Here is a 26856-nt window from a genome sequence, read left to right as displayed (position 1 = left end):
GTTCCCCTGCGCCTCATCCCGCCGCGCCCCGCACCGCCGGCTCCCGCACCCGCTCCGGCAGCTCAACCGGCTCCACGCTCACCGCGCTCACCTTGAACTCCGGCATCCGGCTGCGCGGGTCGAGCGCCGTCCCCGTCAGCAGGTTCGCCCGCCCGTGGCCCGGGAAGTGGAACGGCAGGAACACCGTGTCCGTACGCAGCGTCGCCACCAGCCGCACCCGCGCCAGCACCGCGCCGCGCGGCGAGCGCACCCGCGCCAGCTCGCCCTCCGCGAGCCCCGCCCGCGCCGCCGTGTCCGGGTGGATCTCCACCGTCGCCTCCGGCGCGGCCCGTACCAGCTCCGGCACCCTGCGGGTCTGCGCGCCCGACTGGTAGTGCGCGAGCTGCCTGCCCGTCGTAGCCCACAGCGGGTAGCGGTCGTCGCGTGTGTCGGCCGGCTCGCGGTGGTCGACGTCCTGGAAGCGCGCCTTGCCGTCCGGGTGGGCGAAGCGGTCGAGGAACAGCCGCGGGGTGCCGGGGTGCGGCGGGGAGCCTTCGGGGGTGGCGGGGCAGGGCCAGTGCAGCGCTTCGCCCGCGTCCAGACGGTCGTAGCTGACGCCGCCGTAGTCGGCCGTACCGCCGCCGGACGCGCGGCGCAGCTCGTCGAAGACGCGGCGCGGTTCTGCCGGGAAGCGGTCGGGCGGCTCGCCGAGGCGGACGGCGAGTTCGTGGAGCACGGCCAGGTCGGTGCGTACGCCCGGCGGGGGAGTGAGCGCGCGGTGGCGGCGCAGGACGCGGCCCTCCAGGTTGGTGAGCGTGCCCTCCTCCTCGGCCCACTGGGTCACCGGCAGCACGACGTCCGCCATCGCCGCGGTCTCCGACGGTACGAAGTCCGCGACGACCAGCAGGTCCAGCTCCGCCAGCCGGCGCTGGACCCGGTCGGCGTCCGGCGCCGAGACCACCGGGTTCGAGCCGAACACCAGCAGCGCCCGGGGCCCGTCCGCCGTGCCCAGCGCGTTCAGCAGCTCCGCCGCGCTCAGCCCGGGACCCGGCAGGCTCTCCGGTGGCACGCCCCACACCCCCGCGACGTGTGCCCGTGCCCCGGGGTCGGTGATGTGCCGGTAGCCGGGCAACTGGTCGGCCTTCTGCCCGTGTTCGCGGCCCCCCTGCCCGTTGCCCTGCCCGGTCAGGCACCCGTACCCGGAGCCCGGCCGCCCCGGCAGCCCCAGCGCCAGCGCGAAGTTGACGAACGCCGCCACCGTGTCCGTGCCCTTGCTGTGCTGCTCGGCGCCGCGCCCGCTGAGGACGTACGCGCGCCGCGCCTCGCTCAGCAGCCGCACCGCCTCCCGCTGCGCGTCGGCCGGCACGCCGGTCACCAGCTCCACGCGCTCCGGCCACCAGCCCGCCGCCCGCCGCCACGCGGCGCGGAAGCCGACGGTACGGGCGGAGACGTACTCCTCGTCGTGCCGCCCCTCGGTGACGGCGATGTGCAGCAGCCCGAGCGCGAGCGCGAGGTCGGTGCCGGGGGCGGGGGCCAGGTGGAGCGCGGCGCGCTCGGCGGTGGCGGTGCGGCGCGGGTCGATGACGACGAGGGCGCCGGCCTTGTTGAGGTGGCGCATCAACGGGGGCATGGTCTCGGCCGGGTTGGCGCCGGCGAGGAGGACGGTGTCGGCCTCGCCGAGGTCGGTGACGGGGAACGGCAGCCCGCGGTCCAGGCCGAAGGCCGCGACGCCGGCCGCCGCGGCGGACGACATGCAGAACCTGCCGTTGTAGTCGATCATCCGGGTGCCGAGGGCCACGCGCGCGAACTTGCCGAGCAGGTACGCCTTCTCGTTCGTCAGCCCGCCGCCGCCGAAGACGGCGACGGAGTCGGGGCCGTGCGCGGCGCGTATCTCCGCGAGCCGGGCGGCGACCGTGTCCAGGGCCCCGTCCCAGCCGGCGGGGGCCAGGCGGCCGGTGCGGTCGCGGACGAGCGGGGTGCGCAGCCGGTCGGCGGCGCGCAGGACGGCAGGGGCGGTCCAGCCCTTCTGGCACAGGCCGCCCTGGTTGACGGGGAAGTCGGCGTCCGGCTCGACGTGCAGCGGCTCCGCGGGGGTGGCGCCGGGCCGCAGGCGGGTGCCGCACTGCAGCGCGCAGTACGGGCAGTGCGTGGGTACGGCGGAACCGGGTGGCGGGAGCGGGGTCGGCGAGGACGGTGCGGGCGAGGAGCCACTGCTCATCCGGATACCCCACTTCAGGCGTCACCGACGTCGGAGCCGTACGGGCATCATGACCCGCCGCGGGCGGGGCGGGAATTGGCAGATAGCTGTCAACTCCCGCACCCGCCGCGTGAGGTCGGGCATTCCGGGCGCTACGCGCCCGCCGGCTCCCGCTCCTCCACGTCGTGGACCTGCGGGGACTCCGGAACCTCGACGGACGCCGGAGCCCCGGTGGACTCTGGAGCCTCGCCGGACTCCGGAGCCCCGGTGGACTCCGCGCCCCGCGCGGCCTCCGCGGCCCGCGGGCCCTCGCTCAGCCCGACCTTCGCGTGCAGCCTGCGCAGCGCCGCCGGTGCGTACCAGGCCCAGCGGCCGAGCAGCCGCATCGCCGCCGGTACGAGCACGCCCCGTACCACCACCGCGTCCACCAGGATCGCCAGCCCGCTGCCCAGCCCGAACATCTGGATGAAGCTGACGCCGCTGGTGACGAAGGCGAAGAAGCTGACGGCCAGCAGCCCGGCGGCCATCGTGACGATCCGGCCGGTGCCCGCGAGCCCCTTCGTGACCGCCTCGGCGGGCGTCGCGCCGGCGTCGTGCAGCTCCTTGACGCGGCTGGTGAGGAAGACCTCGTAGTCCATGGAGAGGCCGAAGACGACGCAGAACATCAGCACCACCGTGCCGGTCTCCATCGGCTGGGCGGTGAAGCCCAGCAGGCCGCTGAGGTGGCCGTCCTGGAAGATCCAGACCAGCGCGCCCATGGTGGCCATGAGGCTGACCGCGTTGAGGACCAGGGCCCGCAGGGGCTGGATCACGCTGCCGGTGAAGAGGAAGAGCAGCACGAACGTGGTGCCGAGGATCCAGGCCAGGGCCACGGGCAGCGCGTCGGCGATGGCGTCCTTGGAGTCCACGAGCCGGGCGTCGCCGCCGCCGACGAGCGCGTCCGCGCCCGCGGGCGGGTCGACGGCGCGGATGTCGCGTACGAGGTCCTGCGCGGCGTCCGACGCAGGGGTCAGGTCGTGTACGAGGGTGAGCCGCTGCGCATCCGGGGCGGCGAGGGCGTCGGCGGCCGGTCCCGGCGCGGTGTGGCTGCCGTCGGCGTAGCTGCCGGTGGCGGCGTCGACCTGGCGCACCCCTTCGAGCCGGGAGAGGTCGCTCGCGTACGCACCGAGCGCGCCGTCCGCGACCGGCCCGGTGGTGACGATCTGCACCGCGGCCTCCTCGTCGGCGGCGAACCCGGCCCGCAGCTCCGCGGTGACCTGGCGGCTCTGCGCGCTCCCGGGCAGCACCCGCTCGTCGGGGGTGCCGAAGCCGACGCCCAGCAGCGGGCTCGCGGCGAGCAGCAGCACGGCGAGCACGGGCAGGGAGGCCAGCACCGGCCGGCGCATCACGGCGCCCGCGATCCGGCCCCACAGCGGGGAGTCGGCGCGGTGGGCGGCGCGGGTGCCGGGGATGCGGCCCTTGTTGACGCGGTGGCCCAGGACGGCGAGCAGCGCGGGGATGACGAGCAGCGAGCTGACCGCGGCGATCGCCACCACCCCGATCCCGGCGTACGCGAACGAGCGCAGCGAGACCAGCGGGAACAGCAGCATCGCGGCCAGGGCGGCGACGACGGCCGCGGAGGAGAAGGCGATGGTGCGACCCGCGGTGGTGACGGTGCGGCGGACGGCGTCGGGTACGGAGTCGCCGGCCGCCAACTGCTCGCGGAAGCGGGAGACGAGGAGCAGGCCGTAGTCGATGCTCAGCCCGAGGCCGAGCGCGGTGGTGAGGTTGACGGAGAGGACGGAGACGTCCGTGACGCTGCCGAGCACGTACAGCTCGGCGAGGGTGCCGAGGATCGCGATCAGGCCGATGACGAGCGGCAGCAGGGCCGCGACCAGGCTGCCGAAGGCGACCAGCAGCAGCACGAGGGTGACCGGGATGGCGACCGCCTCGGCGAGGGCGAGGTCCTCCGCGACCTGCGTCGCCATGTCGCTGTTCACGGCGGCGCTGCCGCCGGCGCGTACGGAGACGCCGTCCCGCTCGCCGGTGTACTTCGCCATCAGCGCCTCGGCGTTCTCGCCCTCGTGCCGGTCGCCGCCCTCGACGTGGGCGAGGACGAGGGCCTGGTCGCCGTCGCGGGACTTCAGGGCCTCGTCGTCGCGGTCCCAGTACGACACCACGTGGGAGACGGTCTCCTCCGCGCGCAGCCCCTCGGCGAGCTGCCGGCCGCGCTCGGCGGCGGCGGGGGAGCCGGGCCCGCCGCGCTCCGCGTCGATGAGCAGGACGAGGTTCGTGTCGCCGCCGAACTCCTCGTCGATGACCCGCTCGGCGCGGCTGGACGGCGCGTCCGGGTCGCTGAACCCGCCGCCGCTGAGCTTGCCGAAGGCGCCGAGGCCGGCGACGGCCATGGCGGCGACCGCGAGCGCGGCGAGGACGAGCAGCGGGCGGGCGCGGCGGATGGCGAGCTCGGCAATGCGCGACAGCATCGGTCTACCGCCCCTCGGTGGTGTGGGTGGTGGCTGACATGACGGTCTCCCGATTCGTATAGGCCGTTCCTTTAGTGAGAAGTTATAACGCTCGCGAAAGGCCGGAGTCAACGGGAAGAGTGATACCTTCTAACGAGACCTTGAAGCTGTAAGGGGTGAGGGCAGGCCATGGCCGCGAAGACGGACTCGACGACCCCCCGCGAGCGCTACCGCGCCCAGGTGCGCGCGGAGGTCAAGGAGCACGCGTGGGACCAGATCGGCACGGCGGGCGCCTCCGCGCTCTCCCTCAACGCGATCGCCAAGCAGATGGGAATGAGCGGCCCCGCGCTCTACCGCTACTTCGCCAACCGCGACGAGCTGATCACCGAGCTGATCAGGGACGCGTACCAGAGCATGGCCGACGCGACGCGCACCGCCGCGGCCGGCGACGGCGCCCCTGACCTCCGTGCCCTCGCGGCCGCCCTGCGTACGTGGGCGCTGGCCGACCCGCAGCGCTACCTGCTCATCTACGGCACGCCCATCCCCGGCTACCACGCCCCCGACGACATCACCGCGATCTCCGCCGAGATCATGGGCACGGTGCTCAACGCCTGTGCCGCGATGCCGTACGGGCCCGCGGAGACACCCTTCTCCGGGCACCTGGCGACCCACCGCGACTGGGCCCGCGGCCACCCCGCACCGCCCGCCGTCCTGCACCGGGCGCTGACCGCCTGGACCCGGCTGCACGGGGTGCTGTCGCTGGAACTGGCGGGCCACTTCAGGGGCATGGGGTTCGACCCCGCGGAGCTGTACGCGGCGGAGGTCGACGCACTCGCCGCACCCCCGCCGCCGGCCTGACGGGGCAACGCCCGCCGCCCACCTGGGCGTTCGCACGGCACCCGGAACCCGGCACCGGGTGCCCGAGCCCGGCACCCGGAGTCCGGAGGCCGGAACCCCGCCACCCGTCAGCCCGCGACCCGCCGTCCGGGCGTTCCGCCACCCGCGCCCGGCTCCCGTCTCCCATCCTTCAAGCGGTGCCCACCGGGCCGTAGCCGCCGCTTCCACGCGTCTTCTTCTCGCGCTGTCATGGTCATGCGAGTTCTCAGGCAACTTCCCACACAAGAAGGAAGAATCCGTGAGTTCTCGCTCGAATCCGGACCGCCGCAGTGTGCTCGGCACCGGCGGCGCCCTCGCCCTCGGCACCCTCGGCGCCGCCGCCGGCGCCCCGGCCCTCCTCGCCCCCTCCACCGCCACCGCCGCCGAACGCAGCGGCACCGCAGACGGGTTGCCCGCCGGGCTCTTCACCCTCGGCGTCACCTCCGGCGACCCGCTGCCCGACGGGGTCGTGCTCTGGACCCGGCTGGCGCCGGAACCGCTCGCCGGCGGCGGCATGCCGGCCCGCCCCGTCCCGGTGCAGTGGCAGGTGTCCGACTCCCCTTCCTTCAGCCGGATACGCAAGAGCGGCGCCGCCCTCGCCCGCCCCGAGCAGGGCCACTCGGTCCACGTCGAGGTGCACGGCCTGGCGCCCGACCGCGAGTACTGGTACCGCTTCCGCGCCGGCCGCGAGACCTCCCCGGCGGGCCGCACCCGTACCGCCCCCGCCACCGACGCCCGCGTACGCAACCTGCGCTTCCTCTTCGCGAGCTGCCAGAACTGGCAGGACGGCTACTTCACCGCCTGGCACCACGCGGCGCAGGAGGACGTCGACTTCATCGCCTTCCTCGGCGACTACATCTACGAGTCCGTCCCCCGCGACACCACCGTCCGCAAGCACGAGGGCACCGACGAGCCGTACAGCCTCGCCGACTACCGCAACCGCCACGCCCAGTACCGCGGCGACCCGCACCTGCAGGCAGCGCACGCGCACGCCCCCTGGATCGTCACCCTCGACGACCACGAGATCGACAACAACTGGGCCGACGAGATCCCCCAGGACCCCGACAAGCAGACCCCGGAGTCCTTCCGCGCCCGCCGCGTCGCCGCCTTCCAGGCGTACTGGGAGCACATGCCGCTGCGCCGCGCCTCGATGCCCGACGGCCTGGACATGCAGCTCTACCGCTCGCTGCGCTACGGCAGCCTCGCCACCGTGCACGTCCTGGACACCCGCCAGTACCGCAGCGACCAGATCACCACCCTCGAACAGGCCGGGGACCCGGCCCGCTCCATGACCGGCGCCGCCCAGGAGCGCTGGCTCGTCCGCGGCATGGAGCGCTCCGGCGCCCGCTGGAACCTGCTGGCCAACCAGCTCATGTGGGCCCAGAACGACCGCAGGGCGGGCGCCGAGCAGGTCTTCGACTTCGACAACTGGGACGGCTACCGCGCCCAGCGCCGCCGCCTGCTGGAGTTCTTCGGCTCGGGCCGTACGCAGAACCCCGTGGTCCTCACCGGCGACCGCCACTCCACCTGGGTCTGCGACCTCAAGCCCGACTTCGACGACCCGGCGAGCCCCGTGGTCGGCGCCGAGCTGACCGGCTCGTCGATCTCCTCGGGCGGGGACAGCGACCCGGTGGCCTTCCACCGGACGTACGACCCGATCATGGCGGAGAGCCCGCACTGGAAGTACATCGACAACCGCCGCGCGTACGTGCTGTGCGACGTGACCCGCGAGCGGATGACCGCCTCGCTGCGCACCGTCGACACCGTCTGGCGCCCGGAGGGCACGACGGCGACCACGTCGGCGGAGTTCGTCGTCGAGGCGGGCCGCCCGGGCGTCACCGTGGCGAGCACCCCGGAGCCGCCCCGCCCGATGCGCCTGTCCCAGCGCCACTACGACGTAGACGACGACCAGCACTGACCCGGGTGCACGGCGCCGGCGCCGGCACCGGCACCTCTCGTCGGTGCCGGCCGCTCCCTCGTCAGCGCATGCGAAACGGCTGGTATTACTGGGGTATGGAGGAAAAGGCCGCACGCTCCGCGATCGACACGTTCATCTCCGCGTTCAACGCCTCGGACGAGAGCTATGTGACTGCCCTGCTCTCCCAGGCCCTGACCTCGGACGTGGTCTTCTGGGGGCCGTTGGGCCGCAGCGAAGGAATCGGGGCGGTCGAGCGGTTCGTGCTGGACATCCGGCGCCACCCGGCGGGGACCGGCACGATGGTGCGCTGCTCGGCGGTGGACATGCCTGACGAGTGGGCCCGGTACCAGTGGGTCTTCACCACGCCGGACGGAGGCCCCCGGCTGGCGGGAACGGACGTCGTCCACATGCGGCGGAGCCTCATCGACCAGGTCATCGTCTTCGCGGGGGAGATCGAGCCGTTCGCCTCCTGAGTCATCGGTGGGCAGAGGCGGGCCTCGACCGGTCGACCTTGTTCCTCGCCGCCCAGTGGCGGATGTGGTCCACCCACATGTGCGGCGGCTCCCCATCCGGTCGCCCGGGGCGTGAAGTGACTGCTCATGGGGCCCTGTGTGATACTTCCTGGCGGTGCAGAGAGCGCCCGCGAGGGAGAGGACCGGGCTCGATGGCGACCGGAGAGGCGTCGGAGCCGGCGGCCCCCGCCGGGCACGGCGGCGCGGATTCCGCCGCCGGTGCGGGGCGGGGCGCGCAGGGGTCCGGGACCGTGCAGATCGTGGATCACGCGCTCATGGTGCTCAAGGCCATCGCGGAAGCCGACCGCCCGCGCGGCGTGCGTGAGCTGAGCCGCGACCTCGCGATCAGCAAGAGCTCCACGCAGCGCATCCTCGCCTCCCTGGAGCGGGTCGGCCTGGCCGTCGCGGACGAGGCCACCCGGAAGTACGTCGTCGGGCCCGCCGCGCTCACCCTCGCCTGGAAGCACGCCGACAACAGCGACCTGGTCAGCGCCGCCACCGGCACCACCGCGCGGATCGCCGCGGTGACCGGCGAGACCGCCTGCATCTCCACCATCGTCGACGGCCGCCGCGTCACCGTGCACGAGGCCGAGAGTTCGCAGCCGCTGCGGCTCATCACCGGTGTGGGCCGGCCCTACTCGCTGTTCTCCGGCGCCACCGGACGGGTCCTGATGTCCCTGCTGCCCGCGGACGAACTCCGCCGGCTCGTGGACGCGCACGTGGCCGACGGTCCCGACGAGAAGGCCGCGGACCGGATTCTGGGACAGGTCGCCGAGGTCCGGCAGAACGGTTACGCGCTGAGCCGCAGCGAGTGGATCGCCGGCGGCTGCGGGGTGGCCGTGCCCATCGGCACGCAGGGCAGCCTCGTCGCCTCCCTCAGCATCTACGGGCCCGAGGCCCGGCTCACCGACGAGCGCATGGCGGAGCTGGTGCCGGCGCTCCAGAAGGCGGCGGCGGAGATCGCCCTCCGCTGGCGCCAGCCCGCGTAGCCCACCCGCCCCCGGCGGTCCCCGCTCTCCAGCCGCCTCGCCCTCAGTAACCCCGTCCCCACCGCGATTTCCGGCCGGTCCGGCGCTCCATAGGCGTCTGACCGGCCTTTTTGCGCCCGCATCCTGCTGCTTCCAGCCCATTGACCTGCCCAAAAGCTGAAGGTACGGTGTCCCAATCAGTCTTGGTACAGTGTCCCAGAACTTGAGGTGAGCCTCTGATGTTGCTCGGCTGGCGTGCACGAATCGGGCAGATACGCCCCGCGACGGCGATCGAAGGAGCGGAGGAGTGGCGTGAAGTAGCCCCTACGGGCGTGGCGTTCGCCGACGCCCGGACCATCGTCCCGCGCGTCGACGCCGCCGGGTTGCGGGAGATGATGAGCCAGGTCGTCGAGGCGTCCCGGCAGTTGGCCACCGCCAAGGTGGACCTGATCGTGCAGTGCGGCGCCCCCGGCACCTTCATCCCGGGCCCGGGCACCGACGAGAAGGTCACCGGCGAGATCACCGCCGCCACCGGCGTACCCGCGATCACCATGCAGCAGGCGACCAACGACGCCCTCCGCGCCCTCGGCGCGACCAAGGTCGCCGTCGGCACCATCTACACCGACGAGGTCAACGAGTCCCTGCGCACCTACCTCACCGCCCTCGGCTTCGAGGTGACGGCGATGGAGGGGCTCCAGCTCACCGACCCGTACGACGCCAGCGTGCACGACGCCGACAGCGCCTACCGGCTCGGCCGCCGGCTGCACAAGGCGGCGCCCGACGCCGACGCGCTCCTCATCTCCTGCGGCACCTTCCGGACCTTCGAGGTGCTGCCGTACCTCGAACTCGACACCGGTGTTCCCGTCGTGACGAGCAATCAGGCGTCTCTCTGGCGGGCCCTGCGCCACCTGGGGCTACGGGACGAGCTGCCGGCCCTCGGCCGGCTCGGCGGCATCCCGGGCCTCCCCGGCTGAGCGCACCCCGTCGGCCTGCCGGCCCGTCGAACCACACCCCACCGCACCGCAGAGGAACAGGACCGTGCTCGTAGACGCACTGCAGTTCAACAAGCCCGCCCGCGAACGCTTCGAGGAGTGGCGCGCCGCCGGGCTCACCGCCGTGCACGTCACCGTGGCGATCTGGGAGGACTCCACCGAGACCATGCGGGAGGTCGGCCGCTGGCAACGGCATCTCGCCGAGCACGCCGACCTGCTCCGCGAGGGCCGCACCGCCGACGACATCCGCGCCGCGGACCGCGACGGCCGCACGGCGGTCGTGCTCGGCTTCCAGAACAGCAGCCCGTTCGAGGACGACCTCGACCTCGTCGGCGCGTTCCACCAGGCCGGCGTGCGGATCGCCCAGCTCACGTACAACACCCAGAACTCCGCCGGGGCCGGCTGCTGGGAGGCGGACAACGCGGGGCTCTCGCGCACGTACGGCGTGAACCTCATCCGGGAGATGAACCGGGTCGGGATGCTCGTCGACATCTCGCACTGCAACGAGCGGACCTCGCTGGAGGCGATCGGGACGTCCGAGCGGCCCGTCATGATCACGCACGCCAACCCGCGCGCGTTCGTCGGCGAGGACGTCGAACTCGCCTTCCGCAACAAGTCCGACACCGTGCTGAAGGAGTCGGCGCAGCAGGGCGGCGTCGTCGGGCTGAGCATGTACCCGCGGCTGGCGCCGAACGGGCAGGCGTGCAGCGTCGCCGACTTCTGCGACATGGTCGCGTACACCGTGGAGCTGATCGGCGTCGAGCACGTCGGCCTCGCCTCCGACTACTACGCGGGACAGGGCGACGAGGAACTGCACTGGTGGCGCCAGGGGCGGTGGAGCCGCAAGCCCATGGTGCCGATCTCCGGCCAGGTCGACTTCCCCGAGTGGTTCGCCGCGGGCAGCGGCTACGCCGACGTGCTCGCGGAACTGCGCCGCCGCGGGTTCGGCGAGCGGGAGATCGAGCTGATCTCGGGCGGCAACTGGGTCCGGGTCTTCGACGAGGGGTTCCGGCCGGGCCCGCAGGGCTGACCCGCGCGGCATTCGGCAAGACGACGGCAGACGACAGCAGGACGACAGGACGGCGGAGGGGACGTGGTGCGCAATGAGGCGCTTTGACGCGGTCGTCGTGGGCGGCGGCCACAACGGCCTGGTGGCCGCGGCCTATCTGGGCCGGGCCGGGCTGCGCGTCGCGGTGGCCGAGGCGCGCGAGCGCCTCGGCGGGCCGTGCGGCCCGTACGAGTTCCTGCCGGGACGCACCCTGTCGTTCACCAACTCGCCCGGCTCGCTCAACCCCGCGGTGGTCCGCGAGCTGCGCCTCGCGGACCACGGTCTGCGGTTCGTACGGGCCGATCCCACCGTCGTGCACCGCTTCGCCGACCGCAGCTTCGTCGGCTGGCGCGACCAGGCCCGCGTCGACCGGCAGCTCGACGCCCTCGCCGCCGGCGAGTCCGGCCGCTACCGCGAGCTGATCGCGGGACTCGACCGCCTCGGCGCCGCCCTCGGCGTCTCGCTGGACGAACCGCCGCCCGCACTGGGCGAGTTGCGCGCCCGGCTGAGCGACCCGGAGGATCTCAAGCTCTTCACCGCCGTCTTCGACGGCAGTCTCCGCGGGCTGCTGGCAGAGCGGCTGCACTCCGAGCAGGTCGGGGGACTGCTCGGGATGCTGGCGCTCAACGCCCAGCTCGTCCCGCCGTCGGCGCCGGGCACGGCGATCGGGCTGATGATGCGCCCCTTCGCCCGGGCGTCGGCGGCGGGGCTCCGCGGCCCGGGTGACGCCGAGCGCGTCGCGCTGCGCGGCTCCACGGGACTGCCGGTCGGCTCGATGAGCGCCATCGTCGACGCCCTGGAAGCGGACTGCCGCGCCCACGGCGTCGAGTTCCACACCGGTGCGCCCGTCTCCCGCATCCTCTACGACGAGCGGGGAGCCCGCGGCGTGGTCACCGCGGCCGGCGAGGAGCTGACCGCCGACCGCGTCGTCGCCGCGGTCAACCCCGTCCACCTCTTCCGCGACCTCCTCGACGACGGCGCGCTCGGCGCGGACGTCCGCGCGGACGTGACGGGGCAGCGGATGCGCGGCTCGGCGTTCAAGCTGGTGCTGGAGGTCGACTCCCTGCCGGCGTACGCCGGTCTGCCCGAGGACGCCGACCCCGACTCCGCGCGTGCCTGCCAGTTCCGCTTCGGCGACTCGCTCGGCCACATCGAGGAGTCCGTCACCGCGGCCCTCGCCGGGCGGACCTCGGAACGCCCGCTGATGTGGGGCCTCATCCCCACCCTCACCTCGCCGGGACTCACCCCCGGGGACACCCACCTCGTCAGCGTCAACGCCTGGCACGCGCCGTACGCACCGGAGGACGGCGGCTGGGACGGGGCGCGCACCGAGGCGTTCGGGCGGCGCTGCGTCGCGGTGCTGGAGGAGCTGATGCCGGGCCTCGGCGACCGGATCACCGCCCACCGCTTCCTCGGCCCCGTCGAGATCGAGCGCGAACTCGGCCTGGTGGAGAGCAACATCACCCACGGCGACATGCTCCCCGCAGGACTCTTCGGCGCCCGCCCGCACCCCGCCGTCGCCGGATACCGCACCCCGCTGCGCGGCTTCTACCTCTCCGGCGCCGGCGTCTGGCCCGGCGGCTACGTCACCGGCACCCCCGGCCGCAACGCGGCCCGCGCGGTGCTGACCGACCTGCGCGAGGGCGCCGCCGCCGGCCGGACCACCGCGGGCTCCGCCCCCGGCGCCGCCCCGAGCCCGAACCCCGCCCCGCTCTCCGCCCCGTATCCCGTTCCGAGCCCCGGCCCCGGCACCCGCCCCGACCACGACCCGACCGACGACGACCGAAGGCGACCGGCATGAGGTACACGCACCGTCCCCGTCCCCGTCCGCCCCGTCCGCGCCGCGCCCCCCGCAGGGGCCTGCGCGCCGCCGCCGGCTGCGCCCTCGCCGCCGCCCTCCTGCTCGCCGGGTGCAGCGCCAACCCGTCCTTCGGCCGCGACTCCGGCACCCTGGTCATCGGCGCCGAGGGCGAGATCCCGCCCCTCGACCCGCACCGCATGTCCGGCACCGTCGGCCTGCGCATCGTCGACGCCCTCTACGACCCCCTCATCCGCGAGGACCTGAGCGCCCGTACGGACCGCGCCCCCGCGCTGCGCCCCGGCCTCGCCGAGTCCTGGAAGTCCGCCCCCGACGCCCGCGGTTACACCCTGGAACTGCGCCGGGGCGTCACCTTCGCCGACGGGGCCCGCCTCGACGCCGACGCCGTCAAGCTCAACTTCGACCGGATCATGGACGAGGACTCCCCGGTCCACGACGCCACCGCCGCCGGGAACATGACGTTCCTGACCCGCTGGATCGAGCGCGTCGAGGTCACCGGGCCGTACGAGCTGACGCTGCGCCTCTCCGAGCCGTACGCGGGACTCCCGCGGCTGCTCACCGACCGCCGCATGTCGATCGTCAGCCCGAAGTCGCTGACCGCGGGCAAGCCCGACGACATCGGCCTGCACCCGGTCGGCACCGGGCCGTTCACGCAGCGCGCCGCCGACCACGGCCGGCGCATCACCCTGGAGCGCAACACCGGCTACTGGGGCGGCAAGCCGCGCACGCCGACCATCGTCGTCGAGTCGGTCACCGACCCCACCACGCTCGCCATCGCCGCCGAGACCGGCGAGGTGGACGCGATCCTGAGCGCCGGCGCCCAGCAGGTGCACCAGCTCACCCACGACGACGCGATGCGCGTGCAGTACCCGGACGCGGCGAACCAGTACTTCCTGCGGCTCAACGCCCGCATCGCCCCCACCGACGACCCGAAGTTCCGGCAGGCGCTCAACTACGCCGTCGACCGGGAGGCGATCGCGACCCTCACCCAGGGCCAGGTCGCGCCCTCCACCGGCCCGCTGCCGCGCGGCAACGAGGCGTACGACGAGGCGGCCGCGGAGACGGACGGGGCGGGCAGTTCCCCGTACACGTACGACCCGGAGCGCGCCCGGCAGCTCATCCGCGAGAGCGGCGTCGAGACGCCGGTGCGCATCACGCTCCTCGCGCCCGACAGCGGCCCCGGCTTCTCCCAGGCGACCGAGATCATGGCGCTGCTGGAGCAGGACCTGAAGGCGGTCGGGGTGTCGCTGAAGGTGCGGTACATGGAGTTCGCGTCGCTGGTGGCCGAGGAGGGCAACGGCTACGACGACCGCACCCACGGCTCGTTCAACGGCTGGACCACGGGCGCCGACGCCGCCGACTTCCTGGAGCGGATGTTCAGCGGCCAGGCGCACCCGCCCGCGGGCGTCAACCGGGGCTGGTACGCGAACGACGGCGTCGACGCGCTCTTCGACCGGGCCAGGGGCGAGCCGGACACCGCGAGCCGCATGGGGCTCTACCGGCAGGCCGCCGACGAGATCGCCGCCGACGCCCCCTGGGTCTTCCTCTACCAGGACCGGCTGCCCCGGCTCCTCGGCGACAAGGTCCGCGGCGTCGCCCCCGCCGCCTCCGTCTACGTCGACTACACCACCATCCGCCGCCGGTGAGCCCGCGACAAGGAGAGAAGTGAGACAGGTGCCGAGAGAAGTGAGGGGAGAACAGCCATGAAGGCCACCGCGGCAGCACCCCCGGGAGCCGCGGGCGCGCCCGCCGCCCGCCCGCCGGCACGGACGCGCACGCGCGGCCGGCTCGCCCGGCTCTCCGCCGGCAACGCCACCGCGTACCTCGGCGGCGGCATCGTCGCCGCCACCGTCCTCGTCGCGCTCCTGGCGCCCCTCATCGCTCCGTACGACCCGCTGGACACCGATCCCGCGGCCATCGGCCTCGGCCTCTTCGGCGACGGCCACCTGCTGGGCACCGACGAGGTGGGCCGCGACATCCTCAGCAGGCTCATGTACGGGGCCCGGATGGCGCTGCTCGTCGCGATCCTGCCGACGGTCCTCGCGCTGGCGGTCGGTGGCTGCATCGGCCTGTTCTCCGGCTACGTCGGCGGCTGGGCCGACAGCGTGCTGATGCGCGTCTTCGACGTGATGTTCTCCTTCCCCGGCATCCTGCTCGCGCTGGGCATCGGCGTCGCGCTGGGGCCCAGCACCACGTCGCTGATCGTGGCGGTGGTGGTCGTGACGATCCCCGAGTTCGGCCGGATCGTGCGCGGCAACGTCGTCTCGCTGCGGCAGGAGCAGTACGTGGAGGCGGCCTCGGCCCTCGGGTACGGGCACCGGCGGATCGCGTTCCGCCACATCGCCCCGAACCTGCTCGGCGGCGTGGTCGTCTTCGCCACCCTCCAGACCGGCCGCAACGTCATCCTCAGCGCCAGCCTCGCCTTCCTCGGCCTCGGCGCGCAGCCGCCCACGCCCGACTGGGGCCAGATGCTCAGCGGCGGCCGGGCGCTGCTGGTGACCTCGCCGCACGTCGCCACCCTCCCGGGGCTGGCGGTGGTGGTCCTGGCGGTGGGCTTCAACCTCCTCGGCGACGGCGTACGCGACCGGCTCGACCCCCGCTCGCGGCGGTCGCGGGCGGCGAAGAGCGACGAGACGGGAGACGAGGCATGCTGACCTTCATCCTGCGCCGCGGGCTGCAGATGATCCCCGTGCTCCTCGGGGTGACCGTCGCCACCTTCGGCCTCGGCCAGATCATCCCCGGCGACCAGGCCACCGCGCTCCTGGGCCCGACCTCGTCCGAGGAGGACCGCGCGGCGCTCCGCGCCGACCTCGGCCTCGACGAGCCCGCGATCTCCCGCTACTTCACCTACCTGGGCAACCTCTTCAGCGGCGACCTCGGCCGCTCGCTGTCCTTCGGCCGCCCGGTCTCCGAGGTGCTGTCCGAGCGGCTGCTCAACACCCTGCTGCTCTCCGGCACGGCCATCGTCGTCGCCGCGGTGCTGGGCGTGGCGATCGGTACGTGGGCCGCGCAGAAGCCCGGTTCCGTACGCGACCGGGGGCTGACCGTCGGCGTGCTGTTCCTCAACTCGGTGCCGTCGTTCTGGCTCGGCCTGGTCCTGATCGTCGTCTTCTCGCTGCAACTGCGGATCCTCCCGGCCACCGGCATGACCTCCATCGCCGGCGGCGGCGCGCTCGACACGGCCGCGCACATGGTGCTGCCCGTCATCACCCTGGCCGCCTGGTCGCTCGCGGTCATCGCCCGCATGACCCGCTCGGCGGTGCTGGAGGTCATCGACAACGACTACGTGCAGACGGCCCGTTCGCGCGGCATCGGCGAGTTCCACGTCATCGTCCGGCACGTGCTGCCGAACGCGATGCCGTCGGTGGTCACGGTGATCGGGCTCCAGGCCGGGTTCCTGCTCAGCGGGGCGGTGCTCACCGAGACGGTGTTCTCCTGGCCGGGCGTCGGCCTCGCGCTCCAGCAGGCCATCTCGTCCCGCGACATCCCCCTCGTCCAGGGCGGAATCCTCGTCATCGCCGTCGCCTTCGTGCTGATCAACCTATTGGTCGACGTGGCGCAGGCGTACTTCAACCCCAAGATCAAGCTCGCGTAGCGGGAGGCACAACGTGAACGTGCTGGACGTAGCGCACCTCGAAGTCACCCACCCGGGCCACGGCCACGACTCCTGGCTGACCACCGTCCGCGACGTCTCCTTCCGCGTCGCCGCCGGCGAGTCGCTGGGCGTCGTCGGCGAGTCCGGGAGCGGCAAGAGCCAGACGATGCTGGCGGTCCTGGGCATGCTGGGGCGGGGCGGCGCCCGGGTCTCGGGCCGGGTGGAGTTCGACGGCACTGACCTCACCGCGCTCAGCCAGAAGCAGTTGCGCGCGGTCCGCGGCTCCGGCATCGGGCTCGTCTCGCAGGACGCCCTGTCCGCGCTCAACCCCGCCATGACCATCGGCAAGCAGATGGCCGAGCCGCTGATCCGCTACGACGGCCACAACCGCGGGTCCGCCGCCGACCGCTGCACGGAACTGCTCCAGCTCGTCGGCATCCCCGCGGCCCGCGAACGGTTGCGCGCGTACCCGCACCAGCTCTCCGGCGGCATGCGCCAGCGTGTGCTGATCGCCATGGCGATCAGCCGCGAACCCAAGCTGCTCATCGCCGACGAGCCGACCACCGCGCTCGACGTCTCCATCCAGTCCCAGGTGCTGCGGCTCATCGACCGGCTGCGCCGGGAGCTGGACATGGCGCTGGTGCTCATCACCCACGACCTGGGCGTCGTCGCCGGGGTCACGGACCGGATCGCCGTGATGTACGGGGGGATGATCGTCGAAACGGCGTCGACCGCCGAGCTGTTCGACGCGCCGGGCCACCCGTACACGCGGGCCCTGATGCGGTCCGTACCGCGGATGGACCGGAAGCCCGGCGACCGGCTCCCCGCCATCCCGGGACTGCCGCCGCACCCGTCGGCGCCGCCGCCGGGGTGCGCGTTCCAGCCGCGCTGCACGCTGGCGCGGGCGGAGTGCGGGGACGGTGTCCCAGTTCTGGCGCAGCCGGAGCCGGTACGCGCCGGGCACCTCGTGCGCTGCCCCGTCAACGTCCCCGTACCGACCGGAGGAGCAGGCACATGACCGCCTCGGACACCGCGCCGCCCGCCGCCGTCGTGACGGACCTGCGGGTGGACTTCCCCGTACGCACCGGGCTGCTGCGGCGCGTCACCGGCACGACCCACGCCGTCGCCGGCGTCTCCTTCACCGTCCCGGCGCGGAGCATCGTCAGCCTCGTCGGCGAGTCCGGCAGCGGCAAGACCACCACGGGCCGCGCCCTGCTCGGCCTGTCGCCCGTCACCTCCGGCAGCGTGCGGCTGCACGGCCGGGAGCTGGGCGAACTGCGCCGCGACCGGACGCTGCCGCGGGTGGCGCAGATCGTCTACCAGGACCCGTACGCGAGCCTCAACCCGCGGATGACGCTGCGCACCATGCTCCGCGAAGTCCTCACCGTGCACCGCACGGTGGAGCCGGGCGGCGCCTCCGGGCGGGTCGCGGAACTCCTCGACCAGGTGGGCCTGCGCAAGCAGTTGGCCGACCGCTACCCGCACGAACTGTCCGGCGGGCAGCGGCAGCGGGCGGCGATCGCGCGGGCGCTGGCGGTGGAGCCGCGGTTCATCGTGTGCGACGAGATCGTCTCCGCGCTCGACGTGAGCATCCAGGGCCAGATCCTCAACCTCATCCAGGACCTGCGCCGGGAGCGGGACGTCAGCTTCCTCTTCATCTCGCACGACATGGGGGTGGTCCGGCACCTCTCCGACCACGTCGTCGTGATGTACGGCGGGAAGGTGATGGAGAGCGCGCCGTGCGCCGAACTGTTCGCGGCGCCGCGGCACCCGTACACGCGGGCGCTGCTGCGCGCGGTGCCGGTGCCGGACCCGCGGGCGGCGGGCGTACGGGACGACGGCGGCACACCCGCCGACGGCCCGCGGGCCGAACCCCCCGACCCGTCGGCCCCGCCGCCCGGCTGCCGCTTCCAGGCGTCCTGCCCCTTCGCCACCGCCGAGTGCCGGGAGGGCGACTCCCCGCCGCCCGCCGCCGTCTCGGCGACCGGCCACCTTGTGGCCTGCCACCACCACGACACCCCGGCCGTGCGCGCCGCCCTCGCCGAAAGGACCCCCGCACCATGACCCCCGCCACCCCGGCCGCCGCCGAGTACACCTCCCACACGGAGGGCGCCCGGCGCGCGCCCGCGGGCACGTCCGTACCGCTGACCGACCCGGCGAACGGCCGCGTCTGGGCGCTGGCCCACATCGACCCCGACGCCGTGGACGACGCGGTGCGCGGCGCCGCCGCGGCCTTCCGCGAAGGCCCGTGGGGCACGCTGCCCGCGCACGCCCGCGCCGACCTCCTCCACCGGCTCGGCGACGTCATCGTGGACCACGCCGACGAACTGGCCCGGCTGGAGACCCTGGCGAACGGCAAGCCGCTGGCGGCCACCCGCGGCGAGATGCGGGCGCTGGCCCGCTGGTACCGCTACTTCGCCGCCGCGGCCGAGACCCTCGACGACCGCCACCGCACGCTCGGCGCCACCACCGACGCACTGATCCGGCAGGAGCCGCTGGGCGTCGTCGCCGCCTTCACGCCGTTCAACGGCGCGCTGTCGCTGGGCTCGTGGAAGCTGGCCCCGGCGCTCGCCGCGGGCAACACCGTCGTCCTCAAGCCGCCGCCGCAGGCCCCCGCGTCCTCCGTACGGCTGGCGGAACTCGCCCTCGACGCCGGGCTGCCGCCGGGCGTCGTCAGCGTCGTCATCGGCGGCGCGGAGGAGGGCGGCCGGCTGGTGGAACACCCGGACGTCGCGATGGTCACGTTCACCGGCAGCACCGCGGTCGCCCGTACCCTCGGCGCCCGCGCGGCGAGCCGGATGAAGCGCTACGTCTGCGAGGCAGGCGGCAAGTCCGCCCACATCGTCTTCGCCGACGCCGACCTGGACGCCGCCGTCACCGCCGCCCGCCAGGGCGCGTTCTCGGCGGCGGGCCAGACGTGCGTCGCGGGCTCGCGGATCCTCGTACAGCGGGACGTGTACGAGGAGTTCCTGAGCCGGTACGCGGAAGCGGTGGGGCGGCTGCGGGTGGGCGACCCGGCGGACCCGGCGACGCACGTGGGCCCGGTGGCGTCCGCGGCGCAGTTGGAGCGGATCGAGGGGTACGTGGACGAGGCGCTGGCGGGCGGCGCCCGCGCGGTGACGGGCGGGCGGCGGGCGCCGGTGGAGGGGGATGCGAAGGAGGGCTACTGGTACGAGCCGACCGTCCTCGTCGACACCGCCCCCGACGCGGCCGTCTGCCGCGAGGAGGTCTTCGGCCCGGTCGTCACGGTCCACCCCTTCGACACCGACGACGAGGCGGTCGAGATCGCCAACTCCGTCGAATACGGCCTGGCGGCCGGCCTCTGGACCCGGGACGCCGCCCGCGCCCACCTGGTCTCCCGCCGGCTCCAGGCGGGGGTGGTCTGGGTCAACACGTACCGCCTCCTGCACTGGAGCGTCCCCTTCGGCGGCTACAAGCAGTCCGGCATCGGCCGCGAGAACGGCGTCGAGGCAGTGGCCGAATTCCTCCGGACCAAGTCCGTGGTCACCGAATACGGCACGCCCGCGGACCCGTTCGGCGCCTGACGCCCTCCCCGTACGAGACGACAGGAGAGTCCCTTGGAATTCCTCATCAACATACGCATCACCTGGCCCGAGGGCATGGACCCCGAACACAAGGACTCCGTCTCCCAGGCCGAACGCCGCCGCGCGGCGGAACTCGCCGACGCGGGCCACCTGGTCCGCATGTGGCGGGTCCCGGGCCGCACGGACAACTGGGGCCTGTGGCGGGCGGCGGACCCGACGGAGATGCACGCGATCATCTCGTCCCTGCCGGTCTGGCCCTGGATGGACGTGACGGTCCACGCCCTGGCGGTCCACCCGGTGGACCCGAAGGCGGCAGAGGTGTAGGGGGGCCTTCCACGTCTTCATGCGTGCGCGGGCGTGCTCGACACGGGCGCGGACCGGGCGGTGGGAGACGGCTCCTCGTCGGACGGCTAGGAGCCGTCTCCGGCGGTCACCCCCGTGTGGAACTCTTCGGCGAGCTCACGGACCCGGGCGTCGACGTCACCGGCGGTGAAGCCGACTTCGCCGGTGGCCGAGGGCGCGGCCGTGTAGCCCAGATCGACCTTGTAGAGCAGGGTGCCGTCCCGCAGCAGGGCGGACGACTTGTTCGAGCCGTGGGAGGTCGCGCTGACCAGGGTGCCGGCATAGCAGATCGCATGAAGGCCAACCCCGTGTAAGAAGGCCCTGCGCGGGCCGTTTCAGAGAATCGGAAGATGCTTGCGCCGGGCGGCGCTGCCCCGGCCTCGCGCGCCCGCCGTCGACGCGGCGGCCGTTCGGTCGACTCGAACGCGTTCACTTCCCTTCCGGTGCGGTCCGGAGTGACGCACGGTCTCCGGAACGCCCCCGAGCATCGGGCGGCGTGCACGGTGCCCGCAAGGATGTGTACGCCAGCCGCAAAAGCCCAGGTCATCGCCCTGGCAGCCATGCAGCCCGCACCTGGGAAAGGCGCGTGGCTACCGCGTCCGCTACACCCTTGCCACGTAACTGGTGGACGAGCTGGTCGAGGCCGCCGACGAGAAGCAGTTGAGGAGAGCCGAGTCCACCCCTGCTGATTGCCTGGACCCGGCAGGGATACACCGGCCTGACCTGCCAGCACCCCTCATGACGTTGCAGGTTCCCGACAGAGGAGGATATGCCGACAGGCCGGGGCGCCGGCCTGCGAGGGGTGGAGTGCGAGATGACCGGTCTGCGGGAATTGACAGCCTTCCGGGCCGGAGTGACGCGGGTCCTGGGGCTGCTGATGATCGCGGTGTCCGGAGCCCTGGCGGCGGGCTGCGTCCTCGCGTTCACTGACTGGCTGCCCGCCGACGTCGCGCGATACGAGGACTACCGCGCAGCCGAACGCTGCCCGGCCCACTCGACGCCAGATGCGTGGCGGGAGGACTGCCTGCGGGAGATCGACCTCGACATCGTGGACACGGAGGTCCGCGGAGGCAAGGGCGGCGAGTACCGGGCGACCGTGGACAGCAATCGGTTCCACGGCACGCTGGCCTTCGGTGACCCCGGCCCCCTCCTGGACACGCTCCAGGAGGGCGACAAAGCCGTCGGCACCGTCTGGCGCGGCGACATCGTCGCACTCACCAAGGGCAGCATCCGGCAGAAGACCTCCGACGAGCCGCGCGACGAGCCCCAGATGATCGCCGCCGGAGGCGCGGGCCTCGGCCTGCTCGCGGTGCCCGGCCTCGTCTTCGGCGCGGTACGCCTCGTCGCGCCGCGCCGCCCCGGCCCCTTCACCTGGAGCAGGTCCGGCAAGAGGCTGTTCTTTACCAACCTGGCAGCCATCTTCGGCGTGGGGCTGCCCGCAGTGTGGCTCGGTGTTCCCTGGCAGCTCGTGCCGCCGGCGATGGTGGCGGTCGTGCTGGGTGTGGGCTTCCTTCTCCGGGGCATCCGGAGATCCGCCGAGGCAGGCGCGCAATGAACGACCGGTGGACTACGGCCGACAAGCCCTCTCCGACCCCACGCTCTGTCCTCACCTGGCTGCCCAGCCCCCTGGCACTCATGCCGGGGGGCGTGGGACTGGCCCGGCACCCGGGCGCTTCAATCACGACGACCGACCAGATCACCTGAAACCACGAGCAAAAAAGGGACCAGACCGCCTGAGACGTGGACCAGATCCCCCGAGACGGGGCACGGCACTCAGCCCGTTCGGCCCTGGAAGTGAAGTGCGATGGTCGGGTTGGCCGGCGGAGGTGCAGGGGTCAGGGCTGGTGGCGCCGCGGTGATCGCGACCTCCAACGCCGCCCTTTTAGGTGGACGGCCCCCGTGCTCTGTTGAGTCCATTCACACCTCACACAGTCCCGCGGTGGCCGCCTGCGTTCACGCCACCACGCGGCCCTGATTTCGTTCGCGAGAAGTGGCCGCGTCTGTCCGTGAGTTCTGACCGCGCTTGGGGGGCGGAGCCATGATGTTTATGAAAGTGACCGCACTGTGGGCGGGCCGGGGGCGGGCGGTCAGGGTTGCTGGGTTGCGAGTTGTGAAGAGCGATCGCCGCCGGCCGACATGATCCGGATGACCTCGACGTCGCCACCGGCGTCGCGGTCGCGCACGACCAGTGCGGCGAGCGTTGCGCCATCGGGCGACCAGGCCAATGTGCTGACGTCATGGCCCAGGTCGTGCGACGCGACCACGACCTCGTCCTCCAACCGGACAACGGCGATCACGTACTCCTCCCCATCAGCGGAAGGAACACCGTAAACGGCCAGGTGGCGGCCGTCCGGCGCCACAGCCAGAGTGGCCACCGCGGGCATCATCCGCAAGGTCTTCGTGAAGCGATCGGCCTCCGGCGGTTCGAGGAGGTAGACACCACCGTCCAGGGTCGCCGCGTACATACGGGTCTCGTCCGCGGTGAACGAGACGGCTTCGAAGAGAAGGTCCGGCCCGGGCCGGTGGCGGCGCGGTCCCGTACCGTCCTCGATGAGGACCTCGATGCCCGCGTCGTATCCAAAGGTGGCGCGAACACGGCCCGTCCGGGACCGCCTGACCCCGGCCTCGGCCGGCACCTCGACCGAGTCGCCGGTACGCGGATCGAAGGCCACCTGCTCGATGGTGTCGTCGTCCGCGGCCGCGATCGTGACGACCGTACTGCCCGGCACCCACATCAGCCGCGGAGAATGCAAGCTGACGGCCTCCGTTACGCGGCACACCTCGGCCCAGCCGGCGGTCTCGCACACCACCAGCGTTCCCTCACCGCTGATGGCCGCGAGCAGCCGGCCGTCGTCAGAGAAGGCGATATCGCACCCGAGGCCATCCTCCGGGGAGAACGGAACGAGTTCGGCCGCAGGCACCTGGATATCCGGAATGCCGATGAGATCGAGAGACATGGCCGAGAATCTACCGGGTTGAATGGAGCTCAACGCGTGGATCGCCGAGTGGGAAGCCGCCGATGACCTGTGGCGGATCGACTCTCGCGCGCGTACCGGCGGGGAGCACTTCGCACTGGAACAGTCGTTGTTGCGGCCGGTACCGAACGAGCCGTTTGAGACCGGCCGGGTCTTCCATCCTCGAGTGGATGTCCGCCGATCCGAGATCTGTGTCCGTATGGGCCGCCATTCGGTGCCGGTGCGCCTGGCCGGCCGCATCGTCCGCGTCCTGCTGCACTCCTGTGGCTGCTCGTCACATGTGACCGTGCACCCGGGCCCAGCGTGATCATCAGCGCTGACGAGCTGCAGGTGAAGTCGCCCCCGCCTGACGAGCGCGTGCATCCTGATACTGCTGGAGATCAGGGCGAACTCCTCCCTCCTGAGTTGGAGCGCTCAGCGTTCGGCGCGTCGGCCACCCTCCGCGCCCTGCGAAGCTCGGCGGCCGCAAGGTGATCACAGGACGAGCATGAGCTTGCCGCCGGGGCGGCGGGATTGGCTGAGCTTGGCTGCTTCCTGGATCTGGTCGAGGGTGTAGGTGCGGGCGACCGGTACGACCAGGATGCCTTCGCCGGCCAGCCTGGCGAACTCATTCATCTGGTCGTAGCGGATCTCGGTGGTGATCCGGACGCCCAGTTCGGCTGCGGCGGCGAAGTCCGAGACGGTGAGGACACGGTCGGGGTCCCCGGTCAGCTCGATCAGGGTCGGCAGTGAGCCGCCGGCCGGGCTGGGCTGGTCAGGGCGGTCGATCCGGCCCCCGGTCGGCGTGGTGTCCAGAGCGCGGTCCACAGCGCCTGGGGCCAGTGCGCTGACGCGTTCGGCCATCCCCTCTCCGTAGGGGGTCACCTGGGCGCCGATCTCTTCCAGGGCGGCGGCCCGGGTCGGCCCGGCGGTGGCGATCACCCGAAGACCCCGGTGCATCGCGAAGCGCACCGCCGCCTCACCCACGGTGGTGCCCGCGCCGTGGACGAGCAGCAGCTCACCGGGCTGAACGCCGAGGTCGTCGAGCGCGCGCCATGCCGTCTCGGCCGCCATCGGCAGCGCGGCGGCCTGCTCGGCGGTCACGCCCTCGGGAATGCGCGCCCAGACCGGCATCAGTGCGTACTCGGCGGCCCCGGCCGTCGGGCCGTCGAAGGTGGCCGGGCCGAACACGCGGTCGCCGATCCGGACGCCGGTGACGCCCTCGCCCAGCGCGTCGATGGTCCCCGCGACCTCAAGGCCGAGCCCGCGCGGCAGCGGTGGTAGATGGTCGGCGAGGAGACCGTCGACGAGGTGCCAGTCGGCCGGTGTCAGGCCGCACGCCCGCACGGCGATCCGGATCTGGCCGGGTCGAGGCTCCGGCTGGGGGACGTCGCGGAGCACGACCACGTCCGGGGAGCCGAACCGGTCGAACTGCAGAGCTTGCATGACGATCTCCTGACTGATGACAGCATCTGTCGTCATTGACCGTACCAGTCGATAACAGCTTCTGTTGTCGTACGCTGGTGGCATGCCACGATGGGAATCCGACGCACAGGGCCGGCTCGAACGCGCGGCGCTTGAGCTGTTCGAACAGCAGGGGTTCGAGCGCACTTCGGTCGCGCAGATCGCAGGCGTCGCCGGTCTGAAGGAGCGCTCCTTCTACCGCTACTTTCCCGACAAGCGGGAAGTTCTCTTCGCCGGCAACGAACTTGAGGCCCACCTCGTCGCCCAGGTCGAGGCGGCCGACCCGGGCATCACCCCGATCGACGCGCTGCTGACCGCGCTGGGAACCGCCGAGGAAGTCTTCCGCCCACGCGAGTTCCTGCTGCGCCGGGGAAGAGTGATCGCCGCCAACCCGGCGCTGGCAGAGCGCGATCTGATCAAGCTCGCCGACATCGCCGACGCGCTGGCATCGGCGCTCGGGCGCCGCGGCGTCGAGCCCGGGAAAGCACGCTTCATCGTCGAAGTGGTGCTGGCGATCCACCGGCGCGCCGTGCCCCGCTGGCTAGCCGAGCCGGACACCACCCTGGCCCAGCTCATGGCCCAGGCCGCCGCCGAGCTGCGCGAGGTTGTCGCGCCGCCGACTCCGACGGTCCGCTGAGCCGACCGCAAACACAAGAGCGCCTGCCGGGCCGACCGCGACCTGCTCCAGCGGGATCGGCTAGGCGAGTTCGCCGGTGGTCCGGTTGCGGCGGATGAGCAGCAGGCAGGTGCATGCAGTCGCTCGCGGTACCACCTGGTCGGACATTGCCCACCAGTGGCCGCACCCGTTCCACGGTCACGCGCCGAAGTGAAGTGCGATCCGAGCCTCGCCCGGAGGTCTCGGAATCCTTTCCGGAGGCCGGGTTGGCCGGTGGAGGTGCAGGGGTCAGGGCTGGTGGCGGCGGGCGAAGGCGACGAAGTCGGCCCAGGCGTCGGGGGAGAAGGCGAGCTGGGGGCCGGTCTTGTCCTTGGAGTCCCGGACGTGGACGGCGGACGGGCAGGCGGCGACCTCGACGCAGTCGCCTTCGCTGCCGCTGCTGTGGCTGGACTTGCGCCAGGAGACGGCGACTTCGACGCAGTCGTCGCCTTGGGAGCCGCTGTGGCTGCTCTTGTGCCGGGCCAGGTCGATGCTGTTCATAGGTCTCCTCGCATCTGCCGGAGCAGGCTCTTGGAGTCCTCGGGGGTGAGAGCCTGCGAGCGCAGTTTTGCATACCGCTGTTGCAACACGCTGATCTCTTGACGATCGACGATGAGCCGTCCGTTCTTCTGCCCCTCCGAGTAGCCGAACCACTGGTTGTCCGCAGTCTCCAGCAGTTGCAACGGACCGTCCAGGCCCGCATGTGACGGCTGCCGCAGCGGGATGATCTGCACCTCCACGTTCCAGTGCTGCTCGATCACCGCCAGCAGGTGGTCGAACAGCTCCCGCGTGACCGCCTCACCGCCGGTGTGCCGCTCCAGAACGGCCTGGTCGATGATGAAGCTGAACGCACACGGCGGTTGGCGGCTCGTGGACAGCAACTCCTGGCGTGCGAGCCGTGCGGCCACTCGCTCTTCGAGCTTCGCCTCGTCCGGCAGCGGCGGCACGCTCAAGGACACCGCCCTGGCGTACGCCTCCGTCTGCAACAGGCCCGGGATCAGCCGACACTCGTACGTATGGAGGCTGATCGCGTCCCTCTCCAGCCTCGCCCACTCCCGGAACCACCGCGCCAGCCCAGGCCGCCGCGCCGGTGCGGTGCCGACCTTTGCAGCGCTCCCGTGTTCCCCAGCGGCGCTTCCGCGCGTTCGACGAAGTCCGCCGGTGGCATCCGGCGGCCGACCTCGATCGACGCCACCATGTGCTTCGAGTACCGCACAGCTCACCGAGCTGCTCCCGGCTCAACCCCGCGTGTTCTCGAAGCGCTTGGACCATCGCGCCGAACGTCCGCATGCTGTCCGACGACTCCGGCTCGCTTCCGCAGCCATCGCCACCACCTGTCTCCTTCGTGCCACCGGCCATCCTGGCCACCTCTCGCGCACCTGCCCCGTACCTCACACCCAACGCACCCATGCTCACGGACAGTTATGAGTACTGTCCACCCTCCGTGGGGGGGGGGGGGGGGGGGGGGGGGGCGCGCGGGGGGGGGGGGGGGGGGGGGGCCCGGGGCGGGGGGGGCGGGGCCGGGGTCCGACGGGCTGGGGTCCGGGT

General features: G+C 72.9%; 22 protein-coding genes and 1 pseudogene. 17 read left to right on the top strand and 6 right to left on the bottom strand.

What is annotated here, in order from left to right; translation table 11 throughout:
- Window positions 1-13 precede the first annotated feature (13 nt).
- Window positions 14-2197 carry a molybdopterin oxidoreductase family protein gene (locus ACFYVJ_RS00115; RefSeq protein WP_388884819.1) on the bottom strand — a complete coding sequence of 728 codons (2184 nt, stop codon included), beginning with the start codon at window positions 2195-2197 and terminating at the stop codon, window positions 14-16.
- A 131-nt stretch (window positions 2198-2328) separates the two neighbouring features.
- Entirely contained in the window at window positions 2329-4641 is a 2313-nt protein-coding gene (locus tag ACFYVJ_RS00110; protein ID WP_388884817.1) for an MMPL family transporter, read from the bottom strand.
- 168 nt (window positions 4642-4809) lie between these two features.
- Between ACFYVJ_RS00110 and ACFYVJ_RS00105 the strand changes: the two genes are divergently transcribed.
- From ACFYVJ_RS00105 to ACFYVJ_RS00035, 15 genes are all read left to right on the top strand, one after another.
- The gene (locus ACFYVJ_RS00105; RefSeq protein WP_388884815.1) at window positions 4810-5478 is read left to right on the top strand and encodes a TetR/AcrR family transcriptional regulator; all 669 of its coding nucleotides are present in this window, start codon (window positions 4810-4812) and stop codon (window positions 5476-5478) included.
- Window positions 5479-5788: 310 nt separating this feature from the next.
- Window positions 5789-7414: an alkaline phosphatase D family protein gene (locus ACFYVJ_RS00100; protein ID WP_388886101.1), complete on the top strand. Its 1626-nt coding sequence runs from the start codon at window positions 5789-5791 to the stop codon at window positions 7412-7414.
- Between the two features lie 95 nt (window positions 7415-7509).
- The gene (locus ACFYVJ_RS00095; protein ID WP_388884813.1) at window positions 7510-7887 is read left to right on the top strand and encodes a nuclear transport factor 2 family protein; all 378 of its coding nucleotides are present in this window, start codon (window positions 7510-7512) and stop codon (window positions 7885-7887) included.
- A 191-nt stretch (window positions 7888-8078) separates the two neighbouring features.
- Complete coding sequence (locus ACFYVJ_RS00090; RefSeq protein ID WP_388884811.1) at window positions 8079-8915, top strand: IclR family transcriptional regulator; 837 nt, start codon at window positions 8079-8081, stop codon at window positions 8913-8915.
- 218 nt (window positions 8916-9133) lie between these two features.
- Complete coding sequence (locus ACFYVJ_RS00085; protein WP_388884809.1) at window positions 9134-9868, top strand: aspartate/glutamate racemase family protein; 735 nt, start codon at window positions 9134-9136, stop codon at window positions 9866-9868.
- A gap of 64 nt (window positions 9869-9932) precedes the next feature.
- A complete protein-coding gene (locus ACFYVJ_RS00080; RefSeq protein ID WP_388884807.1) occupies window positions 9933-10916 on the top strand; it encodes a membrane dipeptidase in 984 nt (327 codons plus the stop codon).
- Window positions 10917-10989: 73 nt separating this feature from the next.
- Window positions 10990-12735: a phytoene desaturase family protein gene (locus tag ACFYVJ_RS00075; protein WP_388884805.1), complete on the top strand. Its 1746-nt coding sequence runs from the start codon at window positions 10990-10992 to the stop codon at window positions 12733-12735.
- The gene (locus ACFYVJ_RS00070) at window positions 12732-14399 is read left to right on the top strand and encodes an ABC transporter substrate-binding protein (RefSeq protein ID WP_388884803.1); all 1668 of its coding nucleotides are present in this window, start codon (window positions 12732-12734) and stop codon (window positions 14397-14399) included. The genes ACFYVJ_RS00075 and ACFYVJ_RS00070 overlap by 4 nt, the downstream gene beginning before the upstream one ends.
- A 57-nt stretch (window positions 14400-14456) precedes the next feature.
- Window positions 14457-15407, top strand: a complete 951-nt coding sequence (locus ACFYVJ_RS00065; RefSeq protein WP_388884801.1) for an ABC transporter permease — start codon at window positions 14457-14459, stop codon at window positions 15405-15407.
- Window positions 15401-16348: an ABC transporter permease gene (locus ACFYVJ_RS00060; RefSeq protein WP_388884799.1), complete on the top strand. Its 948-nt coding sequence runs from the start codon at window positions 15401-15403 to the stop codon at window positions 16346-16348. Before ACFYVJ_RS00065 ends, ACFYVJ_RS00060 begins: the two co-directional genes overlap by 7 nt.
- Window positions 16349-16361: 13 nt before the next feature.
- Window positions 16362-17366: an ABC transporter ATP-binding protein gene (locus ACFYVJ_RS00055; RefSeq protein WP_388884797.1), complete on the top strand. Its 1005-nt coding sequence runs from the start codon at window positions 16362-16364 to the stop codon at window positions 17364-17366.
- Window positions 17363-18412 carry an ABC transporter ATP-binding protein gene (locus ACFYVJ_RS00050; protein ID WP_388884795.1) on the top strand — a complete coding sequence of 350 codons (1050 nt, stop codon included), beginning with the start codon at window positions 17363-17365 and terminating at the stop codon, window positions 18410-18412. Before ACFYVJ_RS00055 ends, ACFYVJ_RS00050 begins: the two co-directional genes overlap by 4 nt.
- The gene (locus ACFYVJ_RS00045) at window positions 18409-19893 is read left to right on the top strand and encodes an aldehyde dehydrogenase (RefSeq protein ID WP_388884793.1); all 1485 of its coding nucleotides are present in this window, start codon (window positions 18409-18411) and stop codon (window positions 19891-19893) included. Before ACFYVJ_RS00050 ends, ACFYVJ_RS00045 begins: the two co-directional genes overlap by 4 nt.
- A 33-nt stretch (window positions 19894-19926) precedes the next feature.
- On the top strand, window positions 19927-20217 hold the full coding sequence (locus ACFYVJ_RS00040) for a muconolactone Delta-isomerase (protein WP_388884791.1): 291 nt from the start codon (window positions 19927-19929) through the stop codon (window positions 20215-20217).
- Between the two features lie 832 nt (window positions 20218-21049).
- Window positions 21050-21790, top strand: coding sequence for a hypothetical protein (locus tag ACFYVJ_RS00035; RefSeq protein ID WP_388884789.1), 741 nt, complete (start codon window positions 21050-21052; stop codon window positions 21788-21790).
- Window positions 21791-22322: 532 nt separating this feature from the next.
- Here ACFYVJ_RS00035 and ACFYVJ_RS00030 read toward each other — a convergent pair.
- Window positions 22323-23192 (bottom strand): WD40 repeat domain-containing protein, encoded by an 870-nt coding sequence (locus ACFYVJ_RS00030; protein ID WP_388884787.1) that lies wholly within the window; start codon window positions 23190-23192, stop codon window positions 22323-22325.
- A 22-nt stretch (window positions 23193-23214) separates the two neighbouring features.
- Between ACFYVJ_RS00030 and ACFYVJ_RS00025 the strand changes: the two genes are divergently transcribed.
- A complete protein-coding gene (locus tag ACFYVJ_RS00025; protein WP_388884785.1) occupies window positions 23215-23517 on the top strand; it encodes a hypothetical protein in 303 nt (100 codons plus the stop codon).
- A gap of 167 nt (window positions 23518-23684) precedes the next feature.
- On the opposite strand, the gene ACFYVJ_RS00020 is transcribed toward ACFYVJ_RS00025, so the two are convergent.
- Window positions 23685-24635, bottom strand: coding sequence for an NADP-dependent oxidoreductase (locus ACFYVJ_RS00020; protein ID WP_388884783.1), 951 nt, complete (start codon window positions 24633-24635; stop codon window positions 23685-23687).
- Between the two features lie 82 nt (window positions 24636-24717).
- Between ACFYVJ_RS00020 and ACFYVJ_RS00015 the strand changes: the two genes are divergently transcribed.
- The gene (locus ACFYVJ_RS00015; RefSeq protein ID WP_388884781.1) at window positions 24718-25290 is read left to right on the top strand and encodes a TetR/AcrR family transcriptional regulator; all 573 of its coding nucleotides are present in this window, start codon (window positions 24718-24720) and stop codon (window positions 25288-25290) included.
- Between the two features lie 267 nt (window positions 25291-25557).
- Here the strand turns inward: ACFYVJ_RS00015 and ACFYVJ_RS00010 are convergent, their stop codons facing one another.
- A complete protein-coding gene (locus tag ACFYVJ_RS00010) occupies window positions 25558-25809 on the bottom strand; it encodes a DUF397 domain-containing protein (protein ID WP_388884779.1) in 252 nt (83 codons plus the stop codon).
- A pseudogene (locus tag ACFYVJ_RS00005) lies at window positions 25806-26667 on the bottom strand (helix-turn-helix domain-containing protein). Before ACFYVJ_RS00005 ends, ACFYVJ_RS00010 begins: the two are co-directional and overlap by 4 nt.
- Window positions 26668-26856 lie beyond the last annotated feature (189 nt).

Source organism: Streptomyces sp. NPDC004134 (assembly GCF_042874195.1).
In the GTDB taxonomy this organism is placed as follows: domain Bacteria; phylum Actinomycetota; class Actinomycetes; order Streptomycetales; family Streptomycetaceae; genus Streptomyces.
The sequence above is the reverse complement of the archived record's forward strand: the minus strand, read 5'-3'. Positions and strand labels throughout refer to the sequence as shown.